The sequence below is a fragment of the Arenivirga flava genome, assembly GCF_030161575.1.
GTDB lineage: Bacteria > Actinomycetota > Actinomycetes > Actinomycetales > Microbacteriaceae > Arenivirga > Arenivirga flava.
Genome location: NZ_BSUL01000001.1, coordinates 1,089,559 through 1,105,356 on the forward strand (window position 1 = coordinate 1,089,559; position 15,798 = coordinate 1,105,356).

General features: G+C 74.0%; 19 protein-coding genes. 2 read left to right on the top strand and 17 right to left on the bottom strand.

Annotated features, from left to right (window positions below):
* Positions 1–3: 3 nt before the first annotated feature.
* The 17 genes from QQK26_RS05320 to QQK26_RS05400 all read right to left on the bottom strand — a co-directional run bounded on the left by QQK26_RS05320 (position 4) and on the right by QQK26_RS05400 (position 13,564).
* Positions 4–468 carry a flagellar hook assembly protein FlgD gene (locus tag QQK26_RS05320; RefSeq protein ID WP_284230761.1) on the bottom strand — a complete coding sequence of 155 codons (465 nt, stop codon included), beginning with the start codon at positions 466–468 and terminating at the stop codon, positions 4–6.
* 14 nt (positions 469–482) lie between these two features.
* A complete protein-coding gene (locus QQK26_RS05325; RefSeq protein ID WP_284230763.1) occupies positions 483–1,292 on the bottom strand; it encodes a flagellar hook-length control protein FliK in 810 nt (269 codons plus the stop codon).
* An 837-nt stretch (positions 1,293–2,129) separates the two neighbouring features.
* On the bottom strand, positions 2,130–2,312 hold the full coding sequence (locus tag QQK26_RS05330; protein WP_284230765.1) for a hypothetical protein: 183 nt from the start codon (positions 2,310–2,312) through the stop codon (positions 2,130–2,132).
* Positions 2,246–2,830, bottom strand: coding sequence for a C40 family peptidase (locus tag QQK26_RS05335; RefSeq protein WP_284230767.1), 585 nt, complete (start codon positions 2,828–2,830; stop codon positions 2,246–2,248). The genes QQK26_RS05330 and QQK26_RS05335 overlap by 67 nt, the downstream gene beginning before the upstream one ends.
* Positions 2,827–3,246, bottom strand: coding sequence for a flagellar FliJ family protein (locus QQK26_RS05340; RefSeq protein WP_284230769.1), 420 nt, complete (start codon positions 3,244–3,246; stop codon positions 2,827–2,829). The genes QQK26_RS05335 and QQK26_RS05340 overlap by 4 nt, the downstream gene beginning before the upstream one ends.
* Positions 3,243–4,565: a FliI/YscN family ATPase gene (locus tag QQK26_RS05345; protein WP_284230772.1), complete on the bottom strand. Its 1,323-nt coding sequence runs from the start codon at positions 4,563–4,565 to the stop codon at positions 3,243–3,245. Before QQK26_RS05345 ends, QQK26_RS05340 begins: the two co-directional genes overlap by 4 nt.
* Positions 4,562–5,161, bottom strand: coding sequence for a FliH/SctL family protein (locus QQK26_RS05350; RefSeq protein WP_284230774.1), 600 nt, complete (start codon positions 5,159–5,161; stop codon positions 4,562–4,564). Before QQK26_RS05350 ends, QQK26_RS05345 begins: the two co-directional genes overlap by 4 nt.
* Positions 5,154–6,179, bottom strand: a complete 1,026-nt coding sequence (gene fliG / locus QQK26_RS05355; RefSeq protein WP_284230776.1) for a flagellar motor switch protein FliG — start codon at positions 6,177–6,179, stop codon at positions 5,154–5,156. The genes QQK26_RS05350 and fliG overlap by 8 nt, the downstream gene beginning before the upstream one ends.
* On the bottom strand, positions 6,176–7,780 hold the full coding sequence (gene fliF / locus QQK26_RS05360) for a flagellar basal-body MS-ring/collar protein FliF (RefSeq protein WP_284230777.1): 1,605 nt from the start codon (positions 7,778–7,780) through the stop codon (positions 6,176–6,178). The genes fliG and fliF overlap by 4 nt, the downstream gene beginning before the upstream one ends.
* Positions 7,780–8,142, bottom strand: coding sequence for a flagellar hook-basal body complex protein FliE (fliE, locus tag QQK26_RS05365; RefSeq protein ID WP_488798486.1), 363 nt, complete (start codon positions 8,140–8,142; stop codon positions 7,780–7,782). Before fliE ends, fliF begins: the two co-directional genes overlap by 1 nt.
* Positions 8,143–8,162: 20 nt before the next feature.
* A complete protein-coding gene (locus QQK26_RS05370) occupies positions 8,163–8,552 on the bottom strand; it encodes a flagellar basal body rod protein FlgC (RefSeq protein ID WP_284230781.1) in 390 nt (129 codons plus the stop codon).
* On the bottom strand, positions 8,552–8,890 hold the full coding sequence (locus QQK26_RS05375; RefSeq protein ID WP_284230783.1) for a flagellar basal body rod protein FlgB: 339 nt from the start codon (positions 8,888–8,890) through the stop codon (positions 8,552–8,554). The genes QQK26_RS05370 and QQK26_RS05375 overlap by 1 nt, the downstream gene beginning before the upstream one ends.
* Positions 8,891–9,436: 546 nt before the next feature.
* Positions 9,437–9,730: a hypothetical protein gene (locus QQK26_RS05380; RefSeq protein ID WP_284230785.1), complete on the bottom strand. Its 294-nt coding sequence runs from the start codon at positions 9,728–9,730 to the stop codon at positions 9,437–9,439.
* Positions 9,731–9,788: 58 nt separating this feature from the next.
* On the bottom strand, positions 9,789–10,214 hold the full coding sequence (gene fliS / locus QQK26_RS05385; RefSeq protein ID WP_284230787.1) for a flagellar export chaperone FliS: 426 nt from the start codon (positions 10,212–10,214) through the stop codon (positions 9,789–9,791).
* Complete coding sequence (gene fliD, locus QQK26_RS05390; protein WP_284230793.1) at positions 10,211–11,587, bottom strand: flagellar filament capping protein FliD; 1,377 nt, start codon at positions 11,585–11,587, stop codon at positions 10,211–10,213. Before fliD ends, fliS begins: the two co-directional genes overlap by 4 nt.
* A gap of 97 nt (positions 11,588–11,684) precedes the next feature.
* Entirely contained in the window at positions 11,685–12,581 is an 897-nt protein-coding gene (locus QQK26_RS05395) for a flagellin N-terminal helical domain-containing protein (RefSeq protein WP_284230795.1), read from the bottom strand.
* Between the two features lie 107 nt (positions 12,582–12,688).
* On the bottom strand, positions 12,689–13,564 hold the full coding sequence (locus QQK26_RS05400) for a sigma-70 family RNA polymerase sigma factor (RefSeq protein ID WP_284230797.1): 876 nt from the start codon (positions 13,562–13,564) through the stop codon (positions 12,689–12,691).
* Positions 13,565–13,920: 356 nt separating this feature from the next.
* Between QQK26_RS05400 and QQK26_RS05405 the strand changes: the two genes are divergently transcribed.
* Positions 13,921–14,406, top strand: coding sequence for a flagellar protein FlgN (locus QQK26_RS05405; RefSeq protein WP_284230799.1), 486 nt, complete (start codon positions 13,921–13,923; stop codon positions 14,404–14,406).
* A 3-nt stretch (positions 14,407–14,409) separates the two neighbouring features.
* The gene (gene flgK / locus QQK26_RS05410) at positions 14,410–15,798 is read left to right on the top strand and encodes a flagellar hook-associated protein FlgK (RefSeq protein ID WP_284230801.1); all 1,389 of its coding nucleotides are present in this window, start codon (positions 14,410–14,412) and stop codon (positions 15,796–15,798) included.

The following is a 15,798-nucleotide window of genomic DNA, read 5'->3' on the forward strand; positions in this document are numbered from 1 at the left end:
GATTCAGGCGGTCGCCGCACCCGGGGCGGCGTCCGTGGTGGGGGTGGTCGAGGGGGCGACGCCGCTGACGGCGTCGAGCGCGACGGCCTTGCCGGCGACGTTCACGGTGGGCGGGCTGGTCGCGAAGGAGATGGACTCGGCGAGGCCGGTGACGGTGGCGCCGTCGGCGCCGACGTAGCTCACCTGCTGGCCGACGAGCGAGGCGGCGGCGGAGCGCATCTGCAGCCCGAAGCTCTCCTCGCTGAGTCCCTGCAGCGTGGTGAGGCTCTCCATCATGGCGAGCTGCGTGGTCTGCGCCATCATCTCGTTCGTGTCCATGGGGCTGGAGGGGTCCTGGTTGCGCAGCTGCGTGACGAGCAGCTCGAGGAACACCTCGCTGTCGAGCGCCTGCTTGGGGCCGGCGGCGTTCGGCGCGGCGGCGGCCGCACTCGCGGCGCCCGGGGCGCCGACGGGGGTGACGATGGTCATGACGTTCCTCCGGCTCAGGCGAGCAGATCGATGGTGGAGAGCGGATGCGCGGTGCGCGCCCCGAGGTCGGTGCCGGTCGCGGGGCGGTGCGGCTGCGGGCCTTCGTGTCCGTCGTCGTCGCGGGTGGCCGCCGCGCCGTCGCGCGCGGCGCCCTCGCGGCCGGACGTCTCGCGACTCTGCCCGTCGCGGGCGCCGCGACCCGGTGCGTCGTCGGCGGAGACGTCGAGTCGGGTGCCTGCACCGGCGTCTCCGAGGTCGCGGCGCAGATCGGCGGCGATCGCGCGCAGCGCCTCACGGCCGGCGTCGTTCGGAGCGAAGAGCTCGACCCGCAGCTGGCCGTCGGCGCCGATGAGGGCGCGCACGGTGACCGGTCCGAGCCGCTCGGGCTGCACGGTGAGGGTGACGATGCTGTCGCCGCCCTCGGCCGCGGCGATGGCGAGCACCGGCGCCTTGAGCTGCGCGCGGAACGCAGCCGGGTCCACCGGCGCCGCCGGGCCGGCGGCAGCGGGTGCGACGGTCGAGGTGAGGGACTGCACGGACGGCTGCCCGCCGACGCCGGCCGCGGTCGGGACGGCCTGCGTCGCAAGCAACTCCGCGGAGGGTGTCGCGGTGCCGACCGTCGCGGTGGCACCGCCGCTCGTGCCGCCCGCCGCGGTACCGGCCGCCGACGCACCGACCGCCCGGGCGGTGCCTGCCGAGGCCGAGCCGCCGGCGGATGCCGGGGCGCCGGGCGCCGTGAGCGCGGCGCTCGGGCCGCCTGGCTCCGGCGCCTCCTGCTCCGACCCGGCGGCCGTGGCGACGAGCGGAGCTGCCGCAGGTCGCACGGACGCGACGCTCTGCGCAGCCGGGGTCGACGCCTGCCCCTCGCTCGGCACGGCGGCGCCCTCCACCGATGCCGCGGGGCCCGCGGGCGCGGTGCCCGGTCGCAGGGTCCGTTCGGGTGTCGCCGTCGTCGGCGAGGCCGCGTCGGCCTCGGCCGCACGCGGCTCCGGGGCGACGGCTGCGCCGTCGGGCGCCGGAGCCGCGATGGCGGTCGCTCCGCCCGAGCCCCCGCGGTCGTCTCGGCCGCGGGCCCCGCGGGCGGGTCGACCGGAGGCGACGCGACGGCCGCAGCGGTGCCGTCGGCCGCGACGGACGGTGCGGCTCCAGCCGTCGCCGTCGCGGAAGCAGCCACGAGCGCGGGAGCGGCGGCGTCGGGTCGCCGGTCCTCCCCGCGATCGCGGTGGTCGTGATGGCCGTCGTGTCGGCGGCGGGCGCCGCCTCGACGACGAGCGTCGCGGCAAAGCCGAGCTGCGCGGTCGCGAGCGCGGCGACGGTGCCGGACGCGGCGTCGACATCGGCCGCGGCGTCGGAACCGGATGCAGTCACGGAGCCGGACGCGGCGTCGGAACCGGATGCGGGTCTGGAACCGAGCGCGGTCCCGGAACCGGTCTCTGGCGCGGACGCCTGCTGCGGGCCGGCCTCGGCGGACGACGCGGCGTTCGCGGCACCGGCCGCGGTGCGCATCCGCTCGTCGCCCCCGGCCTGCGCGGACGGACCTGCGGGATGGCCGCGCAGCGCCGCGTCGAGCAGGGAGCCGAAGACGTCGGGTCGGGCGGTGGAGCCGGCTTCCGCGCGGGACGCGGGACGCGACGGCACGGAAGGAGCGGGGGCGAGCGGCATCACGCGGCGCCCCCGGCGATGAGACGCTGCAGGGCGGCCTGCACGAGGTCGGTGCCGCCGGCGCCCGCCGTGCCGCCCAGCGCACCGGTGAGCCCGGCGAGACCTCCGGCTCCGGTCAGGCCGGCCAGCGCGGCGGTCGGGCCCGTCGCCGCCTGCGCCGTGCTCGCGCCCTCGGCGGGCACGATGCGCCGGATCGTGTCGATCTGCGCATCGCTGATGCGCACGGGGACGAACTCGACCTCGCCGCCGGGTCGGGGGCGTGGATCTTCATGCCGTTGCCCGCGTAGATCGCGATGTGGCCGTAGTCGGCCGAGACGATGAGGTCGCCCGGCTGGGCCTCGGCGAGCGAGCCGACCTCGGTGCCGAGCTTCGCCTGATCGGGCACGACCCGCGGCATCTCGATGCCGAGGTTCGCGAAGACGCGCTGCACGAGGCCCGAGCAGTCCATGCCGCTGGCGTCCTCACCGCCGAAGACGTACGGCACCCCGAGGTACTGCATCGCGTCGTCGACGACGGCCTGGCCGGTGACCCCGCCGGATGCGGGCGCGCCGGTGGCCGTTCCCAGCGCCTCCGCGAAGGCGGTCGCGGTCGCGGCGCCGCCCGCGGTGCTGGCCGGGGCGGCGGACCGCGTCGCGCTCGAGAGCTGGCTGATCTGCGTGCGGATCTCGTCGATCCGGGCCAGGGCGTCCACCACGCTCACGAGCGGTCACCGCCCGTGCGTCCGGCGATCTCGTCGAGCTCGATCTGGCCGAGGCGCAGCTCCTCCGCCGCGACCGCATCACGGTGGCGGGTCTCGAGCTTCTCGATGCCGCGGGCGCGGCGCACGGCGTCGCGCACCTCCGCGGCCGCCCGCTCCTCCTCGAGGCGCTGCTCCTGCTCGCGCGCGTCCAGCGCGGCGAGCATGCTGCCGGCCGCCGCCCGCGCGGCGGCGATCGCGGTGAGGCTGGCGGCGTCGACCGCGTCGGTGCCGGACGCGGCGAGGCCGCCGGCCATGCGCATCCGCTGGTCCGTGGTCGCCTGGCGCAGCGCCGTCGTGCGTCCGAGCCGCGAGACGGCGGCGTCGTGCTCGACCTGCCGCACCCGCAGCAGGCCGGCGAGCGGGAACTGGCGGTTCACGGGGCACCTCCGGGGGTGGCGAGACGGGCGACGAGCGACCCGAGGCGCTGCCACGACTGCTCGAAGGGGGCGGCCTCGTCGAGGCCCTGGCGCAGGAGCGCGTTGATCGCGTCCTGGTGCGCGAGCGCCGCGTCGACGCGCGGGTTGCTGCCGGGCTGGTACGCGCCGACGTCGATGAGGTCCTGGGCGCTGCGCTGCGCGGCGAGCACCGCACGCAGCTCGGAGGCCGCCTGGCGCCGGGCCGGCTCGACGACCCGTCCGGCGAGCCGCGAGACCGAGCCGAGGGCGTCGACCGACGGGAAGTGGCCCAGCGTGCCGAGCTTGCGGTCGAGCACCACGTGCCCGTCGAGGATCGAGCGGGCCGCGTCCGCGACGGGCTCGTTGTGGTCGTCGCCGTCGACGAGCACGGTGTAGACGCCGGTGACGGAGCCGTGCGCGGCGGTGCCGGCCCGCTCGAGCAGTTGCGCGAGCACCGAGAAGGTGGAGGGCGGGTAACCCCGGGTGGCCGGCGGCTCGCCGGCGCTGAGGCCGATCTCGCGCTGCGCCATCGCCACGCGGGTGAGCGAGTCCATCATGAGCACGACGTCCTCGCCCTGCTCGCGGAAGTCCTCGGCGATGCGGGTCGCCAGGAACGCCGCGCGCTTGCGCAGCAGCGCCGGCTCGTCGCTCGTCGCGACGACCACGATCGAGCGGGCCAGCCCCTCCGGGCCGAGGTCGTCCTCCAGGAACTCGCGCACCTCGCGACCGCGCTCCCCCACCAGCGCGATGACGGTGAGGCGCGCATCCGTGCCCCTGGCGATCATCGACAGCAGCGAGCTCTTGCCGACACCGCTGCCCGCGAAGAGGCCGATGCGCTGACCGCGCCCGAGGGTCGTGAGGGTGTCGAGCACGCGCACGCCGGTGGCGAGCGGGGTGAGGATGCGCTGGCGGGCCATCGCGGCCGGCGGCTCCTGCTCCACGGCCACCCAGCGGTCGATGCGGATGGGCCCCTTGCCGTCGATCGGACGCCCGGAGGCGTCGATGACGCGACCCAGCAGTCCCAGCCCGGTCGGCGCGAGGGCCTGGCCGGAGCGACGGCGCACGATGGCGCCGGCCCGCACGCCGGTGAGGCTGGCGAGCGGCATGCAGCGCACGGAGCCCTGGGCGGTGGCGACGACCTCGGCCGCGATGACGCGGTCGTCGGCCTGGATCTCCAGCTGCTCGCCGAGCCCGGCCGCGATGCCGCGCACCTCCACGCCGAGGCCGAGCACGGCCGAGACGACGCCGGTGCGCACGGGGCGCGCGGCGGCGAGGGCGGCGGCGTGCCGCGCCGGCCTCATCGCCAGGCCCCTTCGAGCGCGGCGCGGGCGCGGGTCATCGCGCCGGCGATCGTGGCCTCGACGACGCCGTCCGGGCACTCGCCGATCGCATCGCCGGGGCGCACGGAGGGGTCGGCCACGAGCGGCACGCCGGTCTCGGCGCGCAGGGCGGGATCGAGCATGCCGAGGTCGTCGGGGTGCAGCCGCACCCGTACGACCTCAGCGGCGCTCTCGTGCGCGAGCACGCGGGCGAGGGCGGCGCGGGCGCCGTTGGGCGCATCGTCCAGCTCGACGCCGACGATCGCCTCCGCGAGCTCGAGACCGCCCTCGACGAGCGCGTGCTCAGCCTCAGCCAGCACGGGCTGCGCGACCAGCGACACCCGCTGGGCGGCGGTGCGCAGGGCCTGCGCGGCCTGGTGCAGCTCGGCCATCGCGGCGGCCAGCGCCTGCGAGGCCTCCGCCTCGAGGCGCGCCTCGCGGGCCGCGACCTCGGCCGCGCCGGCCTGCAGCCCCTCGGCGTAGCCGACGGCGCGGGCGCGTTCGCGCTCGCCCCGCAGCACGTCGCTGCGCGGGTCGAGGCTGGGGAAGGCGATGCGCGCGAGGCGGGACTCAGACATAGTCGTCCGCCTCCTCGTCCTCGAACTGCAGGCTGATGACGCCCTCCGCGTCGAGCGAGCGCATGGCGCCGACGATGGCGGCGCGCGCCTCCTCCACCTGCGAGAGCCGCACCTGGCCGAGCAGGCCGATCTCGTCGTCGACGAGCTCCTTCTGGCGTTCGGAGATGTTGCCGCGGATGGTCGTCTCGATCCGCTCGGACGCGGCGCGCAGGGCGAGCGCCAGCACGGCGGGCTCGATGCCGCGCAGCACGGCCTGCACGTCGCGGTTGGTGAGGCGCAGCAGGTCCTCGAAGGTGACCATGCGGGCGCGCACCTCCTCCGCCAGCACCGGGTCGCGCACCTCGAGGGCCTCGAGCATGGCGCGCTCGGTGGCAGCATCCGCTCGGTTCAGGATGTCGACGAGCGGCTGCACGCCGCCGGTGACGGAGACGGCCTCGCGCGGCGTGATGACCGCGGCGATGCGGCTGCGCAGCGAGTCGGCGACGATCGCCACCGCCTCGGGGGTGGCCGCGCCCATCGTGGCGATGCACTGCACGACGTCGGCCCGCACGTCGTCCTCGAGCCCGGCGAGCACCGCCGAGGCGAGATCGGGGCGCAGGTGCGTCAGCACCAGCGCGATGGTCTGCGGCAGCTCGGCGTCGAGCAGGGTGCGCAGGTGGCTGGCCTCCGCCTGCTCGAGGAACTCGAAGGAGCGGCCGTTGAGCGTCGAGGCGACCCGGTCGAGCACGCCCGCGGCGCGCTCGGCGCCGTACGAGGCCTCGAGCAGGCCGACCGCGACGTCGCGGCCGCCGCGGGAGAGGCGGCGCCCCTCGGTCGTGAGGTCGTAGAACTCGTCGACGGCGCTCTCGGCGATGAAGCTGTCGACCCGCTGCATGGCCAGGATCTCGGCGGTGACCGCCTCGGCCTCGTCGTCGGTGAACTCCTTCATGACCTCGGCCGCGTGCTGCTGGTCGAGCTGCATGAGGATCACGGCGACGCGCTGCGCACCGCTCAGGGTGCCGGGCCGCTGCACGCTCACGAGCGGTTCCCGTCATCCATCATGGCGCGCAGCAGGTCGGCGGTGCGGGCCGGATCGCGCTGCGCGAGCGCGTTGAGCTCGGCGCGCTTGATCTCGTTGCTGGTCGGCTCCACGGGCTGCAGCTGGGTGAGCGGCACGGTCGGCGGCTCGGCGGGACCCGCGATCAGCTCGTCCCACTGCGCCTGGCCGTCGAGCTCGGCGCGCTGGTCGCGCAGCTCGCCGATGTCGACCGGCTCGCGGCGCGGCTTGCGGGCCGCGCGGGCGACGATGATCGCGACCACGATGGAGCCGATGAGCACCGCCAGCGCGATCGCGCCGGTCCGGATGAGGGACTGCACCTGCTGCTCCTGCTCGGCGGCGCGCGCCTCGGCCAGCGCCGTCTCGGCACCCTCGGCGGCCGTGGTGTCGAAGTCGACCACCTGCACGGCGACCGCGTCGCCGCGGGCGGCGTCGATGCCGGCGGCAGCTGCCACCAGCTGCTCGATGTTCCCGACGTCGGCACCGCCGAGCGCGGCCTGGTTCAGCGCGACCGAGACGGTCTGCCGCTCGACGCCGCCGGCGGGCGTGGTGACGGTCTCGACGGTGCGGTCGATCGCGTTGGTGCGGTTCGACGACTCGTTGACGTAGGCGCCGTCGCCCTGGTTGCCCTCGGCCTGCGGCACCGCGATGTTGTCCGGCCCCAGCACGCCCGCGGCGCCCTGCTGCTCGCCGGTGTAGCTCTCGGTGTCGGTCGTCTCCGTGAGCGCGGGCGCGCCCTCGGGCACGCCGTAGCTCTCGCTCGTGCGCTCGCTCACGCCCTGCGCCACGTCGGCGGAGACGACGACCGAGCTGTTGCCCGCCCCGACGATGCGGTCGAGCATCGTGGTGACGGCCGCGGCGACGCGGGTCTCGTACTCGTTCGCCTGATCGCCCGAGCTGCCGGTGGCGCCGCCGCCGACGGTCGAGAGCACGGTGCCGTCGGCGTCGATGACCGCCACGTCGGTGCTCGCCATCCCCTGCACGGCGGCCGAGACGAGGTGCACGATCGCCTGCACCTGCTCGCCGGAGAGCGTCGTACCGCTGCGGGTGGCCACGAAGACGGATGCGGTCGGGTCGCGCTGCTCGCTCACGAACACCGTCTCCTCGGGCAGCGCGAGGCGCACGGTCGCCGTCTCGACGCCGCTGATCGCCGCGATGGTCGCGGCCAGCTCGCCCTCGAGCGCGCGCTGGTAGGTCACGTTCTGCTGGAACTCGCTGGCGGTGACGCCCATCTGGTCCAGCAGGTTGTAGCCCTGCGAGTTGTCGCCGGGCAGACCGGCCGAGGCGAGCGCGAGGCGCTGGTCGTACACGTCGCCCTCGGGCACGAGCACGGTCGAGCCGCCGTCGGCGAGCTCGTACGAGACACCGCTCGCCTGCAGCTCCTCGACGACCGCGCTGGCGTCCGTCGCGCTGAGGCCCGAGAACAGCGGGGTGAGGGTCGGGCGCGCCAGCCAGCTGGCCAGCGCGACGCCGCCGAGCACGACGGCGGCCAGGCCGATGATCGCGATGGTCATCTGCGCGGGGGTGAAGCCGCGCACCCATCCGCTCAGCCGCTGCCAGAGGTTCTGCACTGCTGCCGGCATCAGGCCTGCATCCTCATGATCTCGTTGAAGGCCTCCACGCCGCGGTTGCGCATCGTGGCGATGACCTCGAGCGTGAGGCTCGAGCGCGCGGCGGCGATGGTGGCGTCGTGGATGTCGGTCAGGTCGCCGGTGACGGCCGCGATGGCGAGCTCGTTCGAGACGCCGGACAGGCGCTGCGCCTCGTCGACCGCGCCGGTCAGCTGGGTGGCGAAGCTGCCGCCGCGCTCGGCGGCCGCGGCCGCCTGCGCCGAGGAGACGCCGACGGGGGCGGTCGTGATCGGGGCGATCGGGGCGAAGCCGGCACCCGCATCCGCTCGTTCGAAGGGGTTCACGGCACCGACGCCGCCGATGGCGCCGAGCATCTCGCTGCCGAAGAACGCCATCACTGCCTGCCGATCTGGATGCCGGCGAGGTACGTCTCGCGGGCCCGGTCGACGACCGCGGCGCTGGCCTGGTAGCCGCGCTGGGCCATGATCAGGTTGCCCATCTGCTCGGCCATGTCGATGTCGGGGTAGCGCACGTAGCCCTCCGCGTCGGCGAGCGGATGGTCGGGGCTGTAGACCACGCGCCCCTCGGCGTCGCCGAACGCGGCGCTCGCGAAGGCGCCGGTCGTGCCCTCGCCCGCCTGGATGGCCACGTAGCGGGTCTGGAAGGCGGCCCCGTCGGTGCCGGTGACGGTGTTGACGTTGGCGAGGTTGTCGCTGACCGCGTCGAGCCACTTGCGGTGCGCGGTGAGTCCGGTGCCGGCGATGCCGATCGCGTCGAAGGGCATCAGCTGCCCCGCAGGGCGGTGCGCACGCCGGAGAACTGGCCGTCCATGGCGTTGGCCGCGAACTGGTAGCGCAGCACGGTGTCGACGTTCGAGAGCGTCTCGGTGTCGAGGTTGACGTTGCCGCCGTCGGTGCGGGTCGGCTCGAGCGAGAGGGAGGTCGTCGCCTGCACCCGGCCGTCGCCGCGCGAGGCGGAGCGGGCGAGCTCCTCCTCGAACCGCACCCGGCCGGCCTGGTAGCCGGGGGTGTTCACGTTCGCGATGTTGTCCGCGATCTGCCGCTGCCGCTGCGCGAGGCCGTCGAGCGCGCTGTGCAGCACGTTGAAGGTCACCGAGGTCATGGAGGTGCTCGTCTTCCCGAAAAGAGCGAAGCGGCCGATCCGTGGCCTACCCGAAGCGGGACGATCCGTGTCCCGCATCAGGCACTCTCGGCTCGGGCCGGCGGCCGGTAAGCGACGCTCGTGGCCCACTTCGGGGGTCAGTGGCTCGGCGGGCGAGGTTCCGCGTCGCCCGGGGTGCATCCGCGCGCGGGCGCTGTCGCGACCGTGCGCATCCGCTCGTCGGCGCTGTCGCGTCCCTGCGCATCCGCTCGTCGGCGCTGTCGCGTCCCTGCGCACTCGCGCGTCGGCGCTGCGGGTTCGGCCCACCTTCTTGCCGAACGACGGAGATCTCGGGCCGATGCCGTCGCATCGGGCGAGGTGCAGCGCTGCACATGGTGCCGGGGCAGGTTATCTCCGTCGTTTGGCGAAGGGCCTCGGGCGCCTCGCGGTCGAGCGGATGCGGGCGGGTGGGCGGATGCGGGCGGGTGGGTGAGTGAGTGAGTGAGTGAGTGAGTGAGTGAGTGAGTGAGTGAGTGGGCGCGGGTGCGGGCGGATGCGCCCCGCGCGTCAGGCTGAGACGTCGAGGTAGCGGGGCACGGCCGCTCCCCCGGTTGCCTCGACCGCGTCGATCGCGACGCGCTGGCGGTCGAGGTCGAGCAGCTCGGCGCGCAGCGCCGCGATGTGCTCGGCCTGCAGGGCGAGCAGCCGCTCGGCACGGCCTCGCAGTGCCTCGGGCAGCGGGCCGGCGAGCGCCGGCGGGCTCCAGCGCTCCAGCGTCGTCGTGCTCAGCGCCGCCTCGAGCTCGTCGAGGGCACGCGACCATGCTCGGGCGGCGAGGTCTGGGGCTGCGGTGGTGGTCACGGTCGGGTTCCCATGCTGTCGGGACGAGCGGATGCGGGTGGCGGCGGCGCAGCGCCGCTCAGGCGATGCCGCGCGCGGCGAGCTCGGGCGAGGCCGTCGCCGTCGAGGTCGCCGCCGCGGCCTGCCGGAAGCCGTCGGCGACGGGCTCGAGGATGCGGAGGCACTCGCGGGTCCGCCGCGCATCGCCCTCCACGTTGGCCCGCACCATCTCGCTGCCGACGAAGGTGTAGATCGACAGCAGCTGCGCCGCGCCGTCCCAGGTCTCCGTGTCGAGCGCGCTCGCGAGCTCCGCGACGATGGCCTGCGCGTGGATGAGCTCGGTCGACGCCGTGACGAAGTCCCCCTGCTGCTGCGCCCGCTCGGCGCGGGACAGGTCGAGCAGCATCCGGTCGAAGAGCATGACCACGAGCTGTGCGGGCGTCGCCGACTGCACGGACTTGCGGACGTACTCGGCGCGGGCCCGCTCGGGGTTCAGCAGTGTCATCGGTTGCTCCCTGCATTGAGGTTGGGCAGCGTGGCGAGCTGGCCGGCGAGCCAGTTGCCCTGGGACTGGAGGTTGGAGAGGGTGACCTCGAGGGTGGCGTAGGTCTTCTCGAGCGTCGCGCGGCGGGTCGCGAGGCTCACGTCCCACTGCTCGATGCGCTGGGTGAGGCTCTTCGAGAGCGACTGCTGCCCGGTCACCTTGGCGGTGATGATGCCCTCGCGGGGGTCGGACAGCCCCTTCGCCGTCTCCTCGACGCGGGCGCCGAGCGTCGCGACGGCGGCGAGGGTCTTCTGCGGGTCCTTCGCGAGCGCCGCCTCGAACTCGGCCGCGTCGAAGCTGAACACGCCTGCTTTGTCGACGGTGATGCCGTATTCGCTCGGCGAGACGCCGTCGATCGGTGCGATGAAGGCGGTGGTGAGCTTGTTCTTGGTGTCGCGGGCCGTGCTGTCGCCGGCCAGCGTGCCACCCGTGGTCGCTCCGCCGTCGGTGGCCGAGGTGATGCGGCTGTTGCTCGTGATGTAGCTCAGCGTCGAGCCGAGGTTCGTGACGAGGCCGGCGACCTTGGCGCTGACCGCCTTCGCGTCGCGCGAGACGGTGACCGTGGTCGGCGTCTCCGACGCCTCGGTCACGGCGAGCGTCACGCCGGGCAGCACGTCGGCGAAGGTGTTGCCGGCGGAGGTGACGGCCTGCGCCGCCGCGGTGCCGGGCCAGAGGGTGAGCTGCGCGTCCTGCGCTTCGCTGACGACCGCGGCGCCGTCGGCGGCGAAGAGGTCGGCGGCGCCGGCCGGATGCTCGAAGGAGGCGCCCGCGTAGACGGAGAACCTGGCCGCCTCGCCGGTCTCGCTCGACGCGAACTGCAGGCGGTAGAGCGCGGTGCCGTCGGCGTCGGTGCCGGCCGCCACGCGGGTGGCGGAGATGCCGAGCCCCGCCTTGTTCACGGCGGAGGCGATGTCGCTCATCGAGCTCGAGGCCGCGGTGAGCTCGTGCCGCTCGCCGTCGATCTCGATCGTGATGAGACCGGAGGCGTCGGCCCAGGCTGCGGACTTCGCCGTCACGGCCGTCTGACCCTGCGCGAGGCGGTCGACGGTGAACTTCAGGGTGCCGGACGCGGCGCCGTCGCCGAGGGTCGCGGTCACGGCGGTGCTGCTGCTCGTCGCGGCCGCCGCGTCGACCTTCGCGGCGCTCGTGAGCTTGCCGGCGTTGGTCGCGAGGTTCGCGACGGTGGAGTTGAGGGTCTGGTACGCCGAGATGAGGGTGCCGACCTTGACCTGCTTCTGCTTCAGCAGCGTCTGCGGGTTGGCCTCGAGCTGGATCAGCGAGTTGATCAGCGCAGCGGTGTCGAGTCCGCTCGCGAGTCCATCGATCGCGGCCATGGTCTCCTCCTGAGCTGCCGGTGGTCAGTGGGCGCTGCGCCCGGAGGCGGCGACGATCGACGCGCCGCCACCTCCGGGTGCTCGAGTTCCGGAGAACTCAGCCGAGCAGCGAGAGCACGCTCTGCGGGAGCGAGTTCGCCTGCGCGAGCATCGAGGTGCCCGCCTGCTGCAGGATGTTCGAACGGGTGAAGTTCGCCATCTCCGCCGCCATGTCGGTGTCGCGGATGCGCGACTCCGACGCCGACAGGTTCTCCTTCGAGATGTTGATCGAGTTGATCGCGGTCTCGAAGCGGTTCTGCTTTGCGCCGAGCTCAGAACGGGCACCGGCCACGTCGGTGATGGCCTTGTCGAGGTTGACGATCGACATCTGAGCCGACTCGTGGCTGGTGAACTGCAAACCGGTGCCGGCTGCAGCGCCGGTACCGTCAGGCCCCGCGAGCGTCGCCGCGGCCGTACCGACAGCGAGGTTCGTCGTAGCCAGGGCAACGATGTCGAACTTGTCATCGCTGAGACCGACGCTGATCGAGTTCGACGAACCTGAGTTGGCGCCGACCTGGAAGGTGAGGTCGTCCCCGCCCGCGAGGAGCTTGGTGCCGTTGAAGTTCGTCGAGTTGCCGATACGAGCGATCTCGGCAACCAGCTCGGTGGCCTCCGTCGTGATGGCCGCACGCGAGTCGGCGTTGTTCGAGTCGTTACCCGCCTGCACCGCCAGGTCGCGCAGACGCTGCAGGTTCGAGTGGACCTCGCCCAGCGCGCCTTCCGCGGTCTGCACGACCGAGATGCCGTCCTGCGCGTTGCGAGCGGCGACGTTGAGGCCGCCGATCTGGGCGCGCAGGCCCTCCGAGATGGACAGGCCGGCTGCGTCGTCAGCGGCCTTGTTGATGCGCAGACCGCTCGAGAGCTTCTCGAGCGAGCCGGTCAGCGAGTTCTGCGTGCTGGAGAGGTTCCGGTACGCAGCCATGGCGCTGACGTTGGTGTTGATCTGAAAACCCATGATGTCCTCCGTGGAATTGGGTGGTGAAGCGCCACCCCGTCCGTGGGGTGACAAGGGGCACTGTCGGCCCCTCGACCGGCTGCGTTAGCCGGAAGTCTCGGAAAATCTCACGAGGCGATCGCGGCCCGCGCGCGCCGCGCCTCGACCGCATCCGCCATCATCAGGTCCGCGACCTGCGAGCGGTACGCCGCCCGGCGCGCCTGCACCGCCGCGGTCGCCGTCTCGACGACCGGAGCGGGGTCCGCCGCGAGCAGATCGCCGATGGACTCGCGCATGAGCTTCATCGCCGCCGTGCGCTGCTGCGACACCGCGGAGTGGGTGACACCGAGCTCGTCGGCGATCTCGCCGACCGTGCGGCCGCCGAAGTAGAGCTGCTCGACGATGGCGCGCATCCGCTCGGGCAGTGCGGCGACGGCGCTGCGCAGGGTGCGGTCGCGCTCGGCGTCCGCCGCCTGGTCCTCGGGCGTCGCCTGCTCGGCGGCGAGGCCGTTCTCGACGATCTCGTCGATGACGCCGACGGTGCGGCCGGCGTCGGCCATCGCCTCGCGCACGCCGGCGCGGTCGGTGCCCATGGCCGTGGCAATCTCGTCGATCGTGGCGGCGCGGCCCAGGCGCGCGGCGAGCGTCTCCTGCACCTCGAGCGTCGCCTTGATGCGCTTGCGCGTGCCGCGGCTGGCCCAGTCGGCCGAGCGCATGTCGTCGGCGAAGGCGCCCATGATGCGGCGCCGCGCGTAGGCGCCGAACGGCACCCCGAGCGCGGGGTCGAAGGCGTCGGCCGCCTGCACCAGCGCGAGCGCGCCGGCGCTGGCCAGATCGTCGCGCGACAGGTGCGTGGCGCGGGCGCAGACCTCGGCGACGAGGTAGCCGACGAGCGGCAGGTTGTCGACGACGAGAGCGTTCCGATGCGCTCGCGAGGTCGTGGTGGTGTTGTCGTTCCGAGTCGCGTCCGTGCTTCCCGAAGCAGCGTCATGAGTCCCGATCATGAGGCCCCCTCAGGTGTGTGCAGTTGTGGGTCGTGCTGGCGGGCCCCCGATAGGCCCTGGTCGGCCTTCCTGGCCAGCAGCTACTGTCTCGTCCACCGAGCGATCGGGGCCACTCCCCCTTGTGGTCGGCCCACTTCGGGGGCTCCCCGCAGTGGGGGCAGGCGTGGCCCGAGTGATTTCGGGCGGATCCCCGCCAACGCTGGGATGGGAGCGGATGCAGTCCTCCTAACGACCGACCGGCGGGCGTCGATAGTGGTCTGCGAAGCGGAGGTTGTTTCACCTCCGACCACCATGCACAGCCGGCTCGCAGGTCCCGACCGCGAGCCGAGGTGCCCGATGCCGGAGCGGGAGGAAGCGTGAGCGCCAACGAACTGTCGGCCGCGCTGTGGCGCGAGCGGGAGCTGCTCGAGCTGCTCGCGTTCAAGCTCGAGGAGGAGCATCTGCTGCTCACCGCGGGCCGGACGCGATGGCTGCCGTACGCCACCCGCGAGGTCGAGCAGGTGGTGGAGCGCCTGAGCGGCGCGAGCCTCGCCCGGTCCATCGCCGCGACCACGCTCGCCGAGCTGTGGCGGGCCCCGCACGACGCGACCCTGCGGCAGCTCATCGAGCACGCCCCCGACGAGACATGGCGCGAGATCCTCACCGGGCACCTCGCAGCCCTCACCGAGCTCACCGGGCAGATCCGCGAGCTGCGCGACGGGAACGAGCGCTTCCTGCGCCAGGCCGCGCGCAGCGCCGAGGAGACGCTCGCGGCGACCGATGGTCTCGGCGACCGCTACGACGCCTCCGGCGGTCAGACCGCATCCGCTCGCGGTGGCGACCTCTTCGTGAAGGACCTGTAGACCATGAGCACCTTCGGCGGGCTGAACACCGCCTACACCGGACTCGTCGCCGCCCGCCGCGGCCTCGACGTGGTCGGCCAGAACATCGTCAACGCCAACGTCGACGGCTACACCCGTCAGCGGGTGACCCTCGGCTCGGTCGAGGCCGTCGGCAACCGGTTCAGCACCGGCGCCGCCGCCGGTCAGGGCGTGAGCGTGACCGGCATCGCCCGGCTCGGCGACGTCATGCTCGACAATCAGGTGCGCAGCACCGCCGGAGCCTATGGTCACGCGAACGTGCGCGCCACGAGCTTCTCGCGGTTGGAATCCTCGCTGCGCGAGCCCGGCGAAGGCGGCCTCTCCGCTCGCTTCGACGCCTTCGCGGCGGCCTGGCAGGGCGTCGCCAACCAGCCGGGCGAGGCTGCGCCGGCCGCCGTGCTCCTCGGCGAGGCGAAGGCGCTCGCCAGCAGGATCGCGGCCGGTCACGACGAGGCGTCCGCCGAGTGGACCCGCGTGCGCGCCGACGTCGACGGCCTCGTCGCCGAGGTGAACAGCACCGCGGCCGGGGTGGCCGAGCTCAACGACCGGATCCGCAAGGGCGCCGCGCAGGGTGTCGGGGTCAACGAGCTCGTGGATCAGCGCGATCGACTCGCGGCGAGCCTCGCGGAGCTGACCGGCGCATCCGTCCGCCACGGCGAGGGAGGCATGGTGGACGTCGTCGTCGACGGGAACAGCCTCGTCGCCGGCACGAAGGCGCACGCGCTGCGCGCCGAGGGCGGCCGGTCGATGTCCGACACCGAGGGCGGCCCCGTCCGTGTGACCTGGGCCGATTCCGGCCGCTCGGTCGCGGCGGGCGGCGAGGCCGGCGGGCTCGTCTCGCTGCTCGCCTCCGTTCGGGACGGCGGGCCGATCGCCTCCGCGGCCGCGCAGTACGACGCCCTGGCGACGAAGCTCGCGGACGCCGTCAACCGCCTGCACGCCTCCGGCACCGCACCCGACGGCTCGCAGGGCGCGCCCTTCTTCGCCATCGGCGCGCCTCCGGCGACGACGCTGACCGTGCTGCCGACCGGCGCCTCCGGCATCGCGGCGGGCATCGGCGGCGCGGATGCGAGCATCGCCGACCGCATCGCCGACCTGTTCGGCGGCCCCGGCTCGGTCGACGAGGACTGGTCGAGCTACGTCACGACCTTCGCCGCCGCGTCGAAGGCTGCGACCTCGTCGGCGAAGCTCGCGCAGACGGCCGCGACCAACGCGCTCGGCGCCCAGGCGGCCGGAGCCTCCGTCGACATGGACGAGGAGAACATCAACCTGCTGATGTACCAGCAGGCCTACCAGGCCTCGGCGCGCGTGCTCTCCGCCGTCGACGAGGCGCTGGACACCCTGATCAACCGAACCGGAGTGGTGGGACGCTGA